General features: G+C 32.0%; 17 protein-coding genes. 10 read left to right on the plus strand and 7 right to left on the minus strand.

Translation table 11 applies throughout. The annotated features are described in order from the left end of the window. Positions 1-168: 168 nt before the first annotated feature. On the minus strand, positions 169-1,092 hold the full coding sequence (locus tag LQ673_RS03460) for a diacylglycerol/lipid kinase family protein (RefSeq protein WP_191835526.1): 924 nt from the start codon (positions 1,090-1,092) through the stop codon (positions 169-171). Positions 1,093-1,250: 158 nt separating this feature from the next. On the opposite strand from LQ673_RS03460, the gene LQ673_RS03465 reads away from it, so the two are divergent. Next, positions 1,251-1,757 (plus strand): N-acetylmuramoyl-L-alanine amidase, encoded by a 507-nt coding sequence (locus tag LQ673_RS03465; protein WP_239704622.1) that lies wholly within the window; start codon positions 1,251-1,253, stop codon positions 1,755-1,757. A 50-nt stretch (positions 1,758-1,807) separates the two neighbouring features. Here the strand turns inward: LQ673_RS03465 and LQ673_RS03470 are convergent, their stop codons facing one another. Beyond that, complete coding sequence (locus tag LQ673_RS03470) at positions 1,808-2,608, minus strand: hypothetical protein (RefSeq protein WP_126477421.1); 801 nt, start codon at positions 2,606-2,608, stop codon at positions 1,808-1,810. 255 nt (positions 2,609-2,863) lie between these two features. On the opposite strand from LQ673_RS03470, the gene LQ673_RS03475 reads away from it, so the two are divergent. The 3 genes from LQ673_RS03475 to LQ673_RS03485 all read left to right on the plus strand — a co-directional run bounded on the left by LQ673_RS03475 (position 2,864) and on the right by LQ673_RS03485 (position 4,757). Further along, entirely contained in the window at positions 2,864-3,748 is an 885-nt protein-coding gene (locus LQ673_RS03475; RefSeq protein WP_191835527.1) for an NAD(P)-dependent oxidoreductase, read from the plus strand. Positions 3,749-3,752: 4 nt separating this feature from the next. Further along, positions 3,753-4,082, plus strand: coding sequence for a nucleoside triphosphate pyrophosphohydrolase family protein (locus LQ673_RS03480; RefSeq protein ID WP_037587904.1), 330 nt, complete (start codon positions 3,753-3,755; stop codon positions 4,080-4,082). 81 nt (positions 4,083-4,163) lie between these two features. After that, complete coding sequence (locus LQ673_RS03485; protein WP_051575391.1) at positions 4,164-4,757, plus strand: hypothetical protein; 594 nt, start codon at positions 4,164-4,166, stop codon at positions 4,755-4,757. A gap of 48 nt (positions 4,758-4,805) precedes the next feature. On the opposite strand, the gene LQ673_RS03490 is transcribed toward LQ673_RS03485, so the two are convergent. Further along, complete coding sequence (locus LQ673_RS03490; protein WP_126477419.1) at positions 4,806-6,179, minus strand: aspartate kinase; 1,374 nt, start codon at positions 6,177-6,179, stop codon at positions 4,806-4,808. 197 nt (positions 6,180-6,376) lie between these two features. Between LQ673_RS03490 and LQ673_RS03495 the strand changes: the two genes are divergently transcribed. The 4 genes from LQ673_RS03495 (at position 6,377) to LQ673_RS03510 (ending at position 10,503) form a co-directional block, all read left to right on the plus strand. Continuing rightward, positions 6,377-7,654 (plus strand): homoserine dehydrogenase, encoded by a 1,278-nt coding sequence (locus tag LQ673_RS03495; RefSeq protein WP_191835529.1) that lies wholly within the window; start codon positions 6,377-6,379, stop codon positions 7,652-7,654. Between the two features lies 1 nt (position 7,655). Next, entirely contained in the window at positions 7,656-8,720 is a 1,065-nt protein-coding gene (thrC, locus tag LQ673_RS03500) for a threonine synthase (RefSeq protein ID WP_025905878.1), read from the plus strand. Further along, positions 8,717-9,628, plus strand: coding sequence for a homoserine kinase (gene thrB, locus LQ673_RS03505; protein ID WP_191835530.1), 912 nt, complete (start codon positions 8,717-8,719; stop codon positions 9,626-9,628). The genes thrC and thrB overlap by 4 nt, the downstream gene beginning before the upstream one ends. Before the next feature lie 68 nt (positions 9,629-9,696). Further along, positions 9,697-10,503, plus strand: coding sequence for an HAD family hydrolase (locus tag LQ673_RS03510; RefSeq protein WP_126477416.1), 807 nt, complete (start codon positions 9,697-9,699; stop codon positions 10,501-10,503). A 48-nt stretch (positions 10,504-10,551) separates the two neighbouring features. On the opposite strand, the gene LQ673_RS03515 is transcribed toward LQ673_RS03510, so the two are convergent. From LQ673_RS03515 to rpmG, 4 genes are all read right to left on the minus strand, one after another. Further along, a complete protein-coding gene (locus LQ673_RS03515; RefSeq protein ID WP_191835531.1) occupies positions 10,552-11,952 on the minus strand; it encodes a phosphoribosyltransferase domain-containing protein in 1,401 nt (466 codons plus the stop codon). Between the two features lie 12 nt (positions 11,953-11,964). Then, positions 11,965-12,279, minus strand: a complete 315-nt coding sequence (locus LQ673_RS03520; RefSeq protein WP_025905885.1) for a hypothetical protein — start codon at positions 12,277-12,279, stop codon at positions 11,965-11,967. 372 nt (positions 12,280-12,651) lie between these two features. Next, on the minus strand, positions 12,652-14,094 hold the full coding sequence (locus LQ673_RS03525; protein WP_191835532.1) for an amino acid permease: 1,443 nt from the start codon (positions 14,092-14,094) through the stop codon (positions 12,652-12,654). 202 nt (positions 14,095-14,296) lie between these two features. Next, positions 14,297-14,446: a 50S ribosomal protein L33 gene (gene rpmG / locus LQ673_RS03530; protein WP_049318964.1), complete on the minus strand. Its 150-nt coding sequence runs from the start codon at positions 14,444-14,446 to the stop codon at positions 14,297-14,299. A gap of 160 nt (positions 14,447-14,606) precedes the next feature. Here rpmG and LQ673_RS03535 point away from each other — a divergent pair, with 160 nt between their 5' ends. Together LQ673_RS03535 and guaC are read left to right on the plus strand one after the other, a co-directional pair. Further along, a complete protein-coding gene (locus LQ673_RS03535; RefSeq protein WP_191835533.1) occupies positions 14,607-15,551 on the plus strand; it encodes a metal ABC transporter solute-binding protein, Zn/Mn family in 945 nt (314 codons plus the stop codon). Between the two features lie 91 nt (positions 15,552-15,642). Further along, positions 15,643-16,626: a GMP reductase gene (guaC, locus tag LQ673_RS03540; RefSeq protein WP_025905892.1), complete on the plus strand. Its 984-nt coding sequence runs from the start codon at positions 15,643-15,645 to the stop codon at positions 16,624-16,626.

Raw genomic sequence — 16,626 nt, forward strand, 5'->3', positions numbered from 1 at the left:
AACAAGCAACATAGGAGCTCCGTATATTGCAAGACTGCCCAAACAAGCAACATAGGAGCTCCGTATATTGCAAGACTGCCCAAACAAGCAACATAGAACCTCACGTTTACATTGATTTTTCCAAATAAAAGAGACTGGCACATAATGTAATGTCTCAGTCTCTCTAAATTATTCATTATTCAAATCTACATGTAACAATTTAACTTGGTCACGTAATATTTTTATTTCAACAGGTGTTTCGAATAGAATTTCACCGTCTATATCTAATTTGGCTGATGGATCAGTAGATAACGTTGCCGTTTCACATGATATGTGTTGTATGCTGTCACTAATCTCGTTCCAATTCATGCTATCTTTTACTTTAAAGAAGTCATTGATAATACTGAAATTTTGTTTGTCGAAAATAAATATATTCATTTTCCCGTCATTAGGTGATAAGTCTTCTAAAGGAATTCTACTACCACCTACGTGTTGACCATTCGCAATCAAAATCATTGAAGTTTCTCCTGAATATGTTTCGTTATCAGCTGTTAAATTATATTGATAAATTTCTGGGTTAGCTACCGTTTTGATTGTAGAAAAGATATAACTGAATTTACCTAATAATTCTTTTTGATTGGATTCAACATTTTCAGCGTTTTGAACCATTAAACCAATACCTGCAAAGTTAAGTGCATATGTACCATTGACATCTAATACATCAAATGACTTAATTTGACTCGCTAATAAATCTTGAGAAGCTTGCATTGGTTTTTGAGATATATTTAAAGTCTTCGTGAAATCATTGAAAGTTCCACCAGGTAAGACACCTATTGGTATTTGGAGATTGTTTTCTACGACACCATTTATTAATTCATTTAATGTTCCATCGCCGCCTAGTATAAAAATAACATCATAAGCTTGTTCGTTTGTATCGGCAGCTAATGTTTTACAATAAGAACGAATTTGTCCTTCTTCTTTACTTAATTTTATTGTTAATTCATCACAAAGCTGTGTTAAATTTTCTGTAACTTGTCCGAGTTCTTTATATATATTACCTTGGCCAGCAGCTTCGTGGTAAAATAAAATCCCTCTATGAAAATGTTGTGTCATAATCGTGATACCTCCTGTATTGTACCTTTTATTACAATACCATGTATGACGATTGATAAACAATTTTAAATAAAATATTTTAATGTGTTAAAATAAATAAAAGCATTGAAAAGGGGAGGATTATTATCGCTTCACAAAATGATTATATCCATTATGAAATGGAAAAAAGAAAGCAACCTTTACTAGGTGTTGTGATCCATAACGATGCAAGTGAATTAAATGCTAATGAATGGCGTGAAGTATTAATAAACGCACCTGAAGAAAGATATGTTCAAGGTATTGCGCATTATTACATCGATAGAAATCAACAATGGCAAGCGATTGATACTGAGCGTATTGCCTGGCATACTGCTAATCCAATAGGTAATGAACAATATTTAGGGTATGAAGTATTAGAATCTCTCTCGAGTACAGATGAAGAATTTTTATTAAATGAGCAAGAAACGTTAAGAGCAATCGCTTCAGATATGATTGATTATAATTTAAAACCTAATCGAGATACGGTTCGATTACATTTGGAGTTTAGTGAAACAGAATGTCCACATCGTTCATTAGAAATTCATACGAATTGGAAGACGACAATAGATGGCATGCCGGATGAGTGGATTATTAATGAAATGAAAGATTATTTTATAGAACAAATTAAACAATATATGTTGAATTAAAAAAAGCGTGTGGATATGAAATCATTTGATTTCAATCCCACGCTTTTTAATTATTGTGCATATTGTTGTTGTATTTGAACTAATGCATTATAGAATAGTTCAGGTTGTTCAGGACCATTGTATGTTCCTTTTTCTAATGCAGTTAATGAAGCTTTTTCAGGATTTGTTAATCCGCCTTCATATTTTTGTCTCCATTCTGCATTAATAGAATTTAAGTAAGGATTTTGTCCAGTTTCATTGTAAATTTGTTGAGCTTGTTCTGCACCAAGTGCTGAATTCGACTGACTATTACTTGCAGCATTGTTAGCATCATTGCTAGCTGCGTTATTAGCGTCATTAGCTGCTGAATTATCAGCATTTGAAGCTCCATTGCTATTTTGGTCAGCGTTGCTATTAGCACCATTGTTTGATCCATCAGAATTAGCTGAATTATTGTTATTTGCGTTATCGTCACTATTAGCATTTGAATTGCTTGAGTCAGAGTTAGAAGCACTATTACCGTCTGTGCCACTACTATCATCTGAGCCATTAGTGCCATTTGAATTAGAGTCACTAGACCCGTTATCATCGGAGTTATTACCATCTGAATTTGAACTAGCAGAATCGCCTGAAGCGACATCATCAGAACTACTATCAGAGTCCTTACTGCTGTCTGATTTACTGTCTGATTTATCATCAGATTTTTTATCTGAATCTTTATCAGACTTACTATCTTTTGATTTAGATGCATCATCAGATTTCGAAGAATCTTTATTTGCAGATGAATCATCTTTGCTGCCGTTACTATCATCGTTACCGCATGCTGCTAAGAATAAAAATGAAGATAGTAACAAGATTAAAAATTTCTTCATATATAAACCCCATTTCTTTTTTTGTTTGACACTTATGTATCAACAATAATTCAATACCACTAAATATTAATCTCAAACAAAATTTATTATTATTTTTTTAAACTTTTTATACCGTTTTAATAATAGTATTAAAAATCGTACAAATGTCCTTTTTATAATCATTAAGTGAATTTAAAAGACTAAGTGAGTTTGTTTAGATTTTTCTGATAAATCTGTATAATGTTTATATGATTAGAATATGTAGGAGGAATTGAAATGACTAAAAAAACAATCGGCTTTGTAGGTACAGGTGTTATGGGTAAATCTATGGCAACCCACTTAATTAATGAAGGTTATGAAGTAAATGTTTATAATAGAACAAAATCTAAAGCAGATGAATTGGTAGAAATAGGCGCGATTTGGTGTGACACTATTGCAGATTTATCTAAGACTAGTGATGTGATTATATCTATCGTTGGTTATCCTAAAGATGTTGAATCTATTTATTTAGATGAAAGTGGCATTATAAACCATGCTAAAGAAGGCACAACTATTATAGATATGACAACTTCAAGCCCTGCTCTTGCAGAGAGCATTTACAACGAAGCAAAAACAAAAAATATTAACAGTTTAGATGCACCTGTATCTGGTGGCGACGTTGGTGCGAAAAATGCTACATTAACGATTATGGTCGGTGGAGACGAAGAAGTATTTAATCAAGTTGAAGATATTTTCAATGTTATTGGACAAAATGTTGTCTATCAAGGTAAAAGTGGTAATGGACAACATACGAAACTTGCGAATCAAATCGCTATCGCAGCAGGTATGTTAGGTGTAGCAGAATCCATTATATATGCTGAAGAAGCGGGATTAGATATTGATAAAGTATTCAGTTCTATTGAACATGGTGCAGCGGGTAGTTGGTCATTATCCAATTTAGGACCAAGAATGGTTAAAGGAGATTATGCACCAGGATTTTATGTTAAACATTTCATTAAAGATATGAGAATTGCGATAGAAGAAAGTGAAAAAAGAGGCTTATATATGCCTGGATTATTAAAAGCAAAAGAAGTATATGAAGCATTAAGTGAAGCAGGTTTTGAAGATAATGGTACTCAATCTGTAATTCAATTATTAAAAGATCATATTAAAAAGGGGTAAAACAATGGATTTAAATGAATATCAAAATCTTGCATTAAGAACTATGTCTGATGTTAAAAGAGATCCAGATAAAAGCTTAATTAATGGCGCATTAGGTTTAACAGGAGAATCTGGTGAAGTTGCAGATATTGTTAAGAAATACGTATTTCATGGTCATGACCTAGATAAAGAAGCATTAAAGAAAGAACTAGGGGATGTACTTTGGTATATCGCATGTTGCGCTTCTGCTCTTGATGTAGATCTGGATGAAATTGGTCAGCTAAATATTGAAAAACTTAAAAATAGATATCCAAATGGATTTTCAAAAGAAGATTCACTAAATCGTAAAGAATAATCAACAATTATCTATTGGATAATAATGACAAAACTGTTAGAATGAAAAGGAGTGAAAACGCTTACGTAGGAGGTAGCTATATTGGAAGGAAACGAACAATATTTATCTATAGATGAACTAAAACAGTTAATGTCTGACTACCCATTTCAATATATTGTTTGTGGACAAAGTGCGATTGATTTATTTTTGAACGAATATACGCACACTAAAGAAATCATGAGCATAACAGTAAGCAGAGAAGAAGAGCTTGCTTTAGCAAACTACTTTTTAGAACGCCATTATCAAATAGTAGTTGAGACACCATTGAATGAACTAAAAGAAATTACTGTTGAAGAACTTAGAGATTATAAGAAATATTATATTTATAATAAGAAGAGCGAATGTAAAATTCTTAAAGTTTATATATATGAAACGAAAGATGAGAAATGGCAATTTAGTCATGATCACAATATAGAAGTGGAAGATTACAAAATATACTTTCATAGCTTAGAACATGATGTGAAGTATTTGCGACCAGAAATCCAAATGATGTACAAGTTATATCATGAGCTAAGACAAGATGATATTTATAAATATCAAAAATTAATACAACATTTAAGTTATTATCAATTCTTTATGCTTAGAAAAGTAATAGGTAAAGATAAACTCAATCAGATTATTTTATCAGATACATAAAAGAAGCCGACGATTTAATCGTTGGCTTCTTTTAGTTACTTATAGTTACTATGCGAGTTGTGTTGTTTTATTTGCGAAGTATTCGTCATAAATCGCTTGAACGGCTATATCAGAATATTGCTCATCAATACCAAACATCATAGAAATTTCAGATGATCCTTGGTTAATCATATTTAAGTTAACATTTCTCTTACTAAGTGCTGCAGTTGCTCCAGCTGCTGTTCCAACTGCTTTATTCATTCCTTCTCCGACAATCATTAAAATAGCTAAATCATAGTCAATTGTTAACTCGTCTACAGGAATATTTTCTCGAATTTTATTTAAAACTCTTTCTTCTTTTCCTTTAATTTGAGTCGATCTCATAATAATACTAATGCTATCAATACCAGATGGGATATGTTCGATTGAAATGTTTTCTTCTTCTAAGATACTAAGTACTTTACGTGTAAATCCAACTTCTCTATTCATTAAGTACTTTTTGACGTTGATAATTGTAAAACCTTTATCACAGCTTACGCCAGAAACGATATGAGATAAGTTAGAAATGTTACGTTCACTTACAATGTATGTTCCTTTATCAGTTGGTCTATTTGTATTCTTGATCACAACTGGAATACGATCTTTATAAAGTGGCTCTAGTGCCTCATCATGAAATACGCCAAATCCGGCATATGATAATTCACGCATTTCTCTATATGTGATTTCTGGAATTACTTCTGGTTGAGATACGACTGTTGGGTTTGCTCTAAAGATACCTGATACATCCGTAAAGTTCTCGTACAAGCTTGCTTTAATACCTCTTGCTAAAATAGCCCCTGTAATGTCAGATCCACCTCTAGGGAAAGTCACGATATCACCATTTTCGGAATAACCAAAGAATCCAGGAATGATTAATTTCTCATCATATTCACGTAATTTATAAATCTTCTCATACGACGATTCTAATATCATTGCGTTTCCTGGTTCATCTGTGACGATGATGCCTGCATCTTTAGGCGATAAGTAACGTGTAGGGAAACCTAACTGACTATTATATTGTGCGATAAGTTGCGCATTGAAATCTTCTCCACAACTTTTTAAACCATCTAGTAAGCGTTCAGGTTTATCGTGATACACGTTTATCAAATTTAATAAGTGGTTTTTAATTTCATCTAAAATAGAACGATCCATGTTCAATTCAGTCACAATTTCTTCATAACGACCAACGATTTGGCTGAGTTTGTTTGAATAATCTAATTGATTAATAACTTTTTCATATAAGCGTATGAGCAAATCCGTTGTTTTAATGTCTTCTTTAAATCTTTTTCCAGGTGCAGATACGACTACAATTTTTCTTTCATCATCAGCGTTAATGATGTTAACGACTTTTTTAATTTGCTCACTGTTAGCGACGGAACTTCCGCCAAATTTTGAAACTTTCATTTTATCAGTCCTTTTACTGGGGGTAATGTAATTGTAGCTCTTTACAAAGCGAGAAATAATGATAATATTACTATTAATTCTAATTATTCAAACTTTACAAAAAACTTTAATGAATTTATACTATAATAAACTTGAGTCTATTTCAAGTAGACATTTGTATTTTTAACAAGAACAATATATTTAAGGTGAGTGAGGAAATGAAAGTATTAAATGTAGCAGTATTAGGTCTTGGCACTGTTGGAACAGGTGTCGTAAAGATTGTTGAAGAAAATAAAAAGCAAATAGAAGACACGATTGGGAAATCTATACATATTAAACATATTCTTGTGAGTTCTATTAACAAGAAACGTGCAATTAATACTTCTAGCTATCATTTAACTGAAAATATTAACGAAATTTTAGAAGACGATGAATTGGATATCGTTGTTGAAGTAATGGGTGGTATCGAACCAACAGTAGAATGGTTGAAAGCATTTCTTTCTAAAGGTATACACGTCATTACTGCAAATAAAGATTTATTAGCCGTACATTTAAGAGATTTAGAAGATTTAGCTGAGAAAAATAAAGTTGCGCTTAAATATGAAGCGAGTGTAGCAGGTGGTATTCCGATTGTGAATGCGATTAATAATGGATTAAATGCCAATAATATTAATCAATTTATGGGTATCTTTAATGGCACATCTAACTTTATTCTTAGTCAAATGACGCGCGAAGGAAAATCATATGATGAAGCATTACAGCTTGCAACCGATTTAGGTTATGCAGAAGCGGATCCAACTGACGATGTTGAAGGAATTGACGCAGCTCGTAAAGTCGTAATTACGAGCTATTTATCATTTAATAGAGTCATTTCGTTAAATGATGTTGAAAGAGTAGGTATTTCTGATGTTGAAATAGAAGACATTAAAGTTGCAGAAAAATTAGGCTATAAAATTAAATTAATTGGTCAAGGTAAATATGAGAATGGCCGAGTTATATCAAGTGTTAAACCAACATTATTACCAAACAGTCATCAAATGGCGCATGTTGAAGATGAATATAATGCTATATATGTTATTGGTGATGCTGTTGGGGATACAATGTTTTACGGTAAAGGTGCAGGTAGTTTAGCTACTGGTAGTGCAGTTGTATCTGATTTATTAAACGTTTCATTACAATTTGAATCAGATTTACATACGTTACCGCCACACTTTGAACTTAAAACAGAACGTACGAAAGAAATCGTTGAAGATGAAGTGGTTAAATTCCCACTGAAAAATAGTCATTTTATCATTGTTGAAAGTGACAAAGATGAAGATGTCTTAAGAGATGACATTAAAGCGACAATCGAATTTCATAGAAGTGTTAAAGTAGAACAACGAACTGAAAATACGTATGGTATTGTCATCAGAGGTATTGATGAATTACCAGTTGAACAATTAAAAGAAAATGGCATTAATATTTTGAAATATTATCCAATTGAAGGAGATAAGTAATATGGGCAGATGGCAAGGATTAATTCATAATTATAAAGAATATTTACCAGTAAACGAAGGAACACCTCAACTGACATTAAATGAAGGTAATACACCATTAATTCATTTACCTTATTTATCAGATAAATTGAATATTAATTTATTTGCTAAATTTGAAGGTCTTAACCCTACAGGTTCTTTTAAAGATAGAGGTATGGTAATGGCAGTCGCAAAAGCGAAAGAAGAAGGTAAAAAGATTGTAATATGTGCTTCTACTGGTAATACATCAGCTTCAGCTGCCGCTTATGCTGCAAGAGCAGGCTTAAAAGCAATTGTTGTTATTCCTGAAGGTAAAATAGCACTTGGTAAATTAGCACAAGCAGTTATGTACGGTGCTGAAATTGTATCAATTAAAGGGAATTTTGATGAAGCATTAAATATCGTTAAAAAAGTAGCAGAAAAAGGTGAAATAGCACTTGTAAACTCTGTAAATCCTTATAGAATTGAAGGTCAGAAGACTGGTGCTTTTGAAATTGTTGAACAATTAGATGGTAAAGCGCCAGACTTATTTGCGATACCAGTAGGAAATGCTGGAAATATCACAGCATATTGGAAAGGTTTCAAAGAATATCATCAATTAAATCAATCAGGTTTACCTGTTATGTGTGGTTTCCAAGCTGAAGGTGCGTCTCCAATTGTACAAGGTAAAGTTGTCACAAATCCAGAGACAGTAGCGACTGCTATTAGAATCGGAAATCCAGCAAGTTGGAAATTAGCTGAGGCAGCACGTGATGAGTCAAATGGACTAATTGATAGTGTGACAGATGAAGAAATCCTTAAAGCGTACAAACTTATGACAAGTAAAGAGGGTGTCTTCAGTGAACCAGCTAGTAACGCTTCAATTGCAGGTTTGTTGAAATTGCATGAGCAAGGTAAATTAGAGCCAAATCAAACTGTTGTCGCAATTTTAACAGGTAATGGATTGAAAGATCCTGATACTGCAATCGATTTACTTGATTCGCCAATTACACCTTTAGAAAATGACGAACAAGCAATTATTGATTATATTGAGCGTGCATTACAATGAAGAAATTAAAGCTGAAAGTACCAGCCTCAACTGCTAACCTTGGGGTTGGTTTCGACTCAATCGGAATGGCTCTAGATAAATATTTAGAAGTAGAAGCACATCTTTCCGAAGATGGTAAATGGCATTTTGAGCATATTGGACCTCATCTTCAAGGTTTACCTGACAACGAGAACCATTATATTACTAAAATTGCACAAACTGCTACAAAGAAATTTTCTAAAGAAATGCCTGCATTAAATTTAAAAATGTATAGCGATATTCCACTTGCGAGAGGATTAGGTAGTTCAGCATCTGCGCTTGTAACAGGTTTATTTCTTGCTAATTATTTTGCAAATTTAAAGTTATCTAAATATGAACTACTACAACTTGCAACTGAAATTGAAGGGCATCCAGATAATGTTGCACCAACAATTTATGGTGGTTTAGTCTTAGGGGTATATGATCCAGAAGCTAAACATACGGATGTCTCATATATTGATATACCAAAAGTCGATGTAATTGCTACAATACCAGCGTATGAGTTATCAACAGAGAAAGCGCGTAAAGTATTACCAGAAACATTATCTTTAAAAGATGCCGTTAAATATAGTGCGATAAGCAATACAATGATTAGTGCGTTAATTCAACATAATTATGAATTAGCTGGAAAGATGATGATGAAAGATGGTTTTCATGAACCTTATCGTCAACATTTGATACCTGATTTTGAACATATTAAAGCATTAGCTTTAGAACATGGTGCGTATGCGACAGTCATTAGTGGTGCTGGTCCAACTGTATTAACGCTCGTCAAAAAAGAATTGAGTGGTAAGCTTGTGAGAGCCTTACAAGACGAATTCGAAGATTGCGAATCAGAATTGGTAACCATTAATCGATATGGTATTAGCCAAAAAATTATAAACTTATAATTAAAAATGAGATGCTTATATTCTATGTATGATAGAATATAAGCATTATTATATTTAAGGAGATAAACATGACATATAAATACATCGTAATGGATATGGATGATACACTTTTAACTTCAAAGAATGAAATAAGTGAAGTGACATATCGATACTTAATGGAAAAACAAAAAGAAGGCATGAAATTAATACTAGCTTCAGGGCGCCCAACTGCAGGTATGGTTAAACATGCAGAAGCACTTGATTTAAAAAGCTATGGAGGCTATATCGTAAGTTATAATGGTGCTTTTGTCATTAAGGCAGAAGATCAAAGTATCGTATTTAATCAAACAATTAGTCAAAAAGATGCACACGATATTATTGATTATTGTAGAAGTCATAATTTCTTTTATTTAACGTATTTAAATGATCAAATTATTCATGATACAACACATGATTATATGAACATTGAAAGTGAATTGACTGGTCTTCCAATGAAAAAAGTCAATGATATTAAAGAAGCTATTATTGATGACGTTCCAAAAATAATGGGTGTCGATTTCGAGGAAAACATTGCAAGTGCAAATCAAGAGCTGAATGGCAAATTCAATGACCAAGTGTCATCAACAATAAGTAAGCCGTACTTTTTAGAATTTATGAATAGAGAAGTATCTAAAGGGAAATCATTACAAAGGTTGTTTGATCAAATTGGAGCGGATTTCTCAGAAGTGATCGCTTTTGGTGATAGTTTAAATGATTCTGACATGTTAGAAAGAGCAGCAGTTGGTGTTGCAATGGGAAATGCTAACGATACGATTAAAGGTATTGCAGATGTCGTTACAGACGACCATGACCATGATGGTATCGTAACAGCACTAGAAAAAATATTAAAAGCATAAAAATAAAGCAGTTCAAACCTTAAAATTTAAGATTTGAGCTGCTTTTTATTATTCGTGACGATCTTCATTAAACGCAATTGAAGTCATTTCAATTACGAGAATTGATTTTGCCCCAAGTATTTTTAATTGTTGTACAATATCATCAATTTCAGTTTTATGTCTTAGTCTTTCAACAAATACGATGATTTGTTCGTATTGATCAATCTCTAAATTATATAAATAATGAGTGATTGTTCTTTCTAAAGGCGACATAAAACTAATCTTTTTATTAGAATGGCTTAATGTACTAGAATCGAAATTAAAGCGTGTTGTACCTTGTACACGTATTTCTTTACCAGGTAAATAACGAGCAATTTGAAGTGGAACGTACATGAATTCTCCTATACCAATGACGAATTTAGGTGAATCATCTAAAAAGTCATTCAATAATTCTCCCATACGTTGAAACAAGTCTTCAGAAACTTGTTGTTCTTTACCATTTAAAGTAAATCTTCCTGTTGAAATAAAGTATGGATTATCGTGAATCGTACCATCACGTAGCATGTTTTGAGCTTTTACAATGAAATGATCATTGATGACATTTCTTAAAGAGTAATATTGAACTTTCGTCTCATGTTTTTGATTATCTAGTAGTTCATTTTGAATTAAATCTTTCGTTTCATGCTCAATAGCTGTGATTTCTACATCAAATGACATGAGTGAAATGATGTTGATTTTAATATTTAAAGATTTTTCCAAACTTGAAAATGCCTCTTTAACACTTTGAGATCTTAAATCAATAGGTGTTAAAACTGTAAACGTTTCTCTTTCAGGACATTTATCATAAATCTTTTTAATGAGATTTAGTACAGAATTACCATTTAATAAATGATTATCAATAATTGCGACACGTTCATCATTATCAAAGAAGTCTTTATCTTTCGTATAGAAAAATAAGCGTTCTTGAGGGTCAACAATATCGCTATGGTCTAATAATGGTGGATGAGAAATAATCTTATCTCGTGTAGAAGCTAAGAACATGACATCATCATCAAATAAACTAAAAATCGATTGTCCTAAATTGACAGCACGTTCACTTAAACCTAGAAATCTCGTTGGTGGATAGTGACCAAGTTTATTTGATTCAACCATATTTAAAGCTTGAATCATTTTACTGCGATTTTTGCTATTAATAGCTTTAGCAATCGTTTGAATGCGTTCATCCGTTTCGCCTGTTAAAGACTCATGGTATAAGAATCCTAACAATAAACCAACGAGTAAAGGATGCTCTGGATATAACCCTCTAGAATATCCTAAACATGGAGATACAGGTATAAATGGAAATTCTGAATGTTCTTCTTGTGTAATTGCGAGCATTTCATCTATTTCAAAATCAAATCTATTTTCTTTAACTTTCACTTCAACTTGCTGTTCATTATCTAAAGGAAAAACTTTACTTACTTGGGACATGTGATTACTCCTTTATTTACTTGTGTGCGTCCATTCATGGCTGAATTTCTTTCTTTTAATATGCGCATAAATTTGGTCCGCTGCATAGTCTTGGTTCGTATAAACAGTAATATCAAAAAATGCTTGATTCTCTTCAAATGGTTCATTTAAATATAAATCTTTAAGATGATCAAATAATGATTGCATCTGTTCCCGAGTTAAACTTGTATATTCTCTAAGTGTTTTCTTAACGAGTTGAGCATGTGTGTCATAAATACTTTGAACAACAATGACAAAACGTTCATCTTGTTCCATAACATCATCAAATAAATTAGTTTGACCTGTCATATTTACACCTTCTTTATTCTAAAATTATCATTAATATTTATTATACTATATATATTGCAATATGAAAAAGTAGATTATAGTTAGCAAATTTTTATAAATGTTTTGAATGAGGTAGTAAGAGAATATGGTAATGATATTTTATGAAGGATTTATCGTTACAAAAGTAGTTGGAAGTGTAAATAAGAGGTGCCATAGTAACAAAAGTCGGTGGAAATGTAACTAAGGGGAGCAATAGTAACAAAAGTCGGAGGAATTGTAACTAAGGAAGCCGTTAGTAACAAAACTAGGCAAAAGTGTAAATAAGACAAGCGTATACAGAAAAACAAAATAAAAATAACGCCACTCAATCAACTTGAGTGGCGCTTTTAATAATTATTTCTTATATTGGTGTTTTGTTAAATCGATGTCTTCTAGTTTGATAATTTTAGATTTCGTTGAGAATTTATGAATAAAGTATACTACCAAACCTAATATAATCGGTAAGAATGATTCGATTAATACTGGGAAGTTCAATGTCATAATGCTATCAAATGATTGACCGATTAATAAGAATGCTATTACAGCGATTACGATGATTGGCCCTAATGGATATAAAGGTGCTTTATATTCAAGTGTATCTGTCGCTGATTTGCCTTGTTTCTTAATGGCCATTCTTAATCGAATATGACTGATTATACTCATAAGCCAAACTAAAGTAACAAGTGCGCCTAACATATTCAATAATCTATAATAACCATCAGCGTTAATCGTTGCATATACGATAGAAACGAATATTAATACGATTGTGACACATAATGAAACGAATGGCATATTGTTTCTATTTAAGTTATTGATAAACTTAGGTGCTTGCTTATGTTGAGCAAGTGAGTAAAGTAATCTACTTGTAGCATATAAGCCTGAGTTACCAGCTGAAATGAGTGCTGTTAAAATAACTGCATTAATAATTGAAGCAGCAAATGCTATACCAACTCTATCAAATACGATTGTAAACGGACTTTGTGTTACAGTGTTTGATTTATTTAATAACAATGGATCAGTATATGGAATAATTGCTGCAATCACAGCGATTGCTAAAATATAAAATAGTAAAATTCTCCAGAATACTTGTCTAATTGCTTTTGGCATGGATTCTTTAGGATTTTCTGATTCACCAGCTGTTACGGCTACTACTTCTGTACCACCGAAGCTAAATCCAGCAACAAGTAGTACGCCTAAGAAACCAGAAATACCATTTACGAATGGTGCTTCTTTATAAGTGAAGTTTGATAGTCCAAGTGGTTCGTTACCACCTAATATTCCAAATATCACAAGAACACCAACTATTAAGAAGATGATAATAGTTGCGACTTTAATAAAACTTAACCAATATTCAGCTTCACCAAATGCTTTAACAGTAAATGCATTGAGTAAGAATAGAATAACTAAGAAAATAATGCTCCATACAAACGGGTTAATATTTTGGAATATATCCCAGTATGTAATAATTTTTGCTGCAGTTAATATATCGACGCTTGTTACAAGAGCCCAAATCACCCAATAAAGCCAACCAACAGTAAACCCTGCTGATGGATCAATAAATCTACTTGAGTATGCACTAAATGACCCAGACACTGGATAAAAAGTTGCAAGTTCTCCTATAGCTGTCATTAAAAAGTAGAGCATAACACCAATAATAGAATAAGCTATAAGTGCACCACCAGGTCCTGCTTGAGTGATGACTGCACCACTGGCCATAAATAAACCAGTACCAATCGAACCACCAATGGCGATCATTGATATGTGTCTAGTCTTTAATCCTCGTTTCATTTCTTCCATATAATTCACCTTGCTTTCTAATAGTACAATTTATCTGTAAATAAAATATACATATTATTTTATTAGTATTTCAGTAAATAAGCAACAAAAACTTTTAACGCATAAATGCTTTAAAGTCATAAAGCAACAGTATATAAAAATAGAAGTCATTTCAAATGTATGAATTGACTTCTTTGTCGTATATTTTCTTAATAATAAGAAATTATTTAGTTTCGCGGTGTAAAGTGTGGCGACCTAATCTTGGACAGTATTTTTTCATTTCAATACGTTCAGGATTTGTACGTTTGTTTTTAGTTGTAATATAATTTCTGTCGCCACATTCAGTACATGCTAACGTGATATTGACACGCATGTTCATCAGCCTTTCTATTCAGTAATCGTTACGTTTTATAATTTTAGCACAATACAAATGAGTTTTCAATGCAAAAATATGTGTATTATATAATTGCGATATGATGTGTAAAAGCGTATATTGTTATAATTAAAACAAATAATAACGTAGGAGTTAAAATATGAAAAAAATATATATTATAGTTGGTGCTTTATTAACGATGGCACTCATCCTTTCAGGTTGTAACAACCAAACATCATCAAATGACAAAATCAAAATTTATGCAACAAACTTTCCTTATGAAAGCTTTGCTAAACAAATTGGTGGAAAATATGTAGATGCAAATTCTATTTACCCAAACGGTACGGATTTACATAATTATGAGCCAACACAAAAAGAAATGCTTAATATTGCTAAAAGTGATTTGTTTATATATTCTTCAAATGAATTAGATCCAGTAGCTAAAAAAATTAGTTCTACTATTAAAAGTGATGATCACAAATTAGAAGCAGTAGCTAATTTGAAAGAAAGTCATATTTTAGAACATCATCATGAACACGGTGAAGAAGAGCATGAACATGAACACGAAGATGAAGAAAGTGCTAATGATCCTCATATTTGGTTGGATCCAATTGTTAATAAAGAAGCGGCTAAGTCTATTAAAGATAAACTCGTTAAAAAGGATCCTGAGCATAAAGAATATTATCAAAAAAATTATCAAAACCTCATTAAAGATATAAACGAGATTGATGAAAGTTTTCAAAACGTTACGAAAGATACAAAAAGAGATACTGTATTTATTTCTCATGATTCTCTAGGGTATTTAGCTAACAGATATCACTTTAAACAAAAAGGTGTCACAGGCATGAATAATGAAGAACCAACTCAAAAAGAAATTCTAGAAATCATTAAAGATATTAACAACTCGAAATCACCATATATTTTATATGAGCAAAATGTTAGTTCAAAAATGACAGATATTATAAAGAAAGATACGAAAAGTAAACCACTAAAATTTCATAATTTAGAAGTATTAACTAAAGATGAAGCCAAACAAAAAAATATTTCATATCAGTCTTTAATGGAAGAAAATATCAAAACTCTTGATAAAGCTCTAAATAAATAACATTTATAGTATTATTTCGTTTACTTTTACTACTTAACCATGTATAGTAACTAATGGATTATTATTAATAGTTGTGAAAGAGGTTATTGATATGAAAATTTTTGATTATGAAGATGTACAGTTAATACCAAATAAATGTATAGTAGAAAGCCGTTCTGAATGTGATACTACTGTGAAATTTGGTCCAAAGACATTTAAATTACCAGTAGTACCTGCAAATATGCAAACAGTCATGAATGAAGAACTAGCTGAATGGTTTGCTAGTAATGATTATTTTTATATCATGCATCGTTTTGATGAAGAAGGACGTATTCCATTTATCAAAAAAATGCAAAGCCAAAACTTATTCGCCTCAATTTCTGTAGGTGTTAAAGACAATGAATATACTTTTATAGAACAACTTTCTAATGAAGGGCTTGTTCCTGAATATATAACAATAGATATTGCACACGGTCATTCTGAGCAAGTTATAAGAATGATTAAACATATTAAACAACATATCCCTGAATCATTTGTAATTGCAGGTAATGTTGGTACGCCTGAGGGTGTTCGTGAACTTGAAAATGCGGGTGCTGACGCAACAAAAGTTGGTATCGGACCAGGTAGAGTATGTATTACTAAAATTAAAACTGGATTTGGTACTGGTGGATGGCAATTAGCTGCAATTAATGCTTGTAGCAAAGCTGCTAGAAAACCAATGATCGCTGACGGTGGTATTAGAACGAACGGTGACATTGCTAAATCTATTAGATTCGGTGCAAGTATGGTAATGGTTGGTTCATTATTTGCTGCACATGAAGAATCTCCAGGTGAAACAGTTGAATTAGAAGGTAAACTATATAAAGAATATTTCGGTAGTGCATCTGAATTTCAAAAAGGTGAACGTAAAAATGTAGAGGGTAAAAAGATGTTTGTTGAACATAAAGGCTCTCTAAAAGATACGTTAATTGAAATCGAACAAGATTTACAAAGTTCTATTTCTTATGCAGGTGGAAAAGATCTACATTCTATTACAAAAGTAGACTATGTAATTGTTCGTAATTCAATATTTAATGGTGATAGTGATCGCGGCTAA

It is taken from the genome of Mammaliicoccus sp. O-M54 (assembly GCF_022386035.1).
In the GTDB taxonomy this organism is placed as follows: Bacteria; Bacillota; Bacilli; order Staphylococcales; family Staphylococcaceae; genus Mammaliicoccus; species Mammaliicoccus sciuri_A.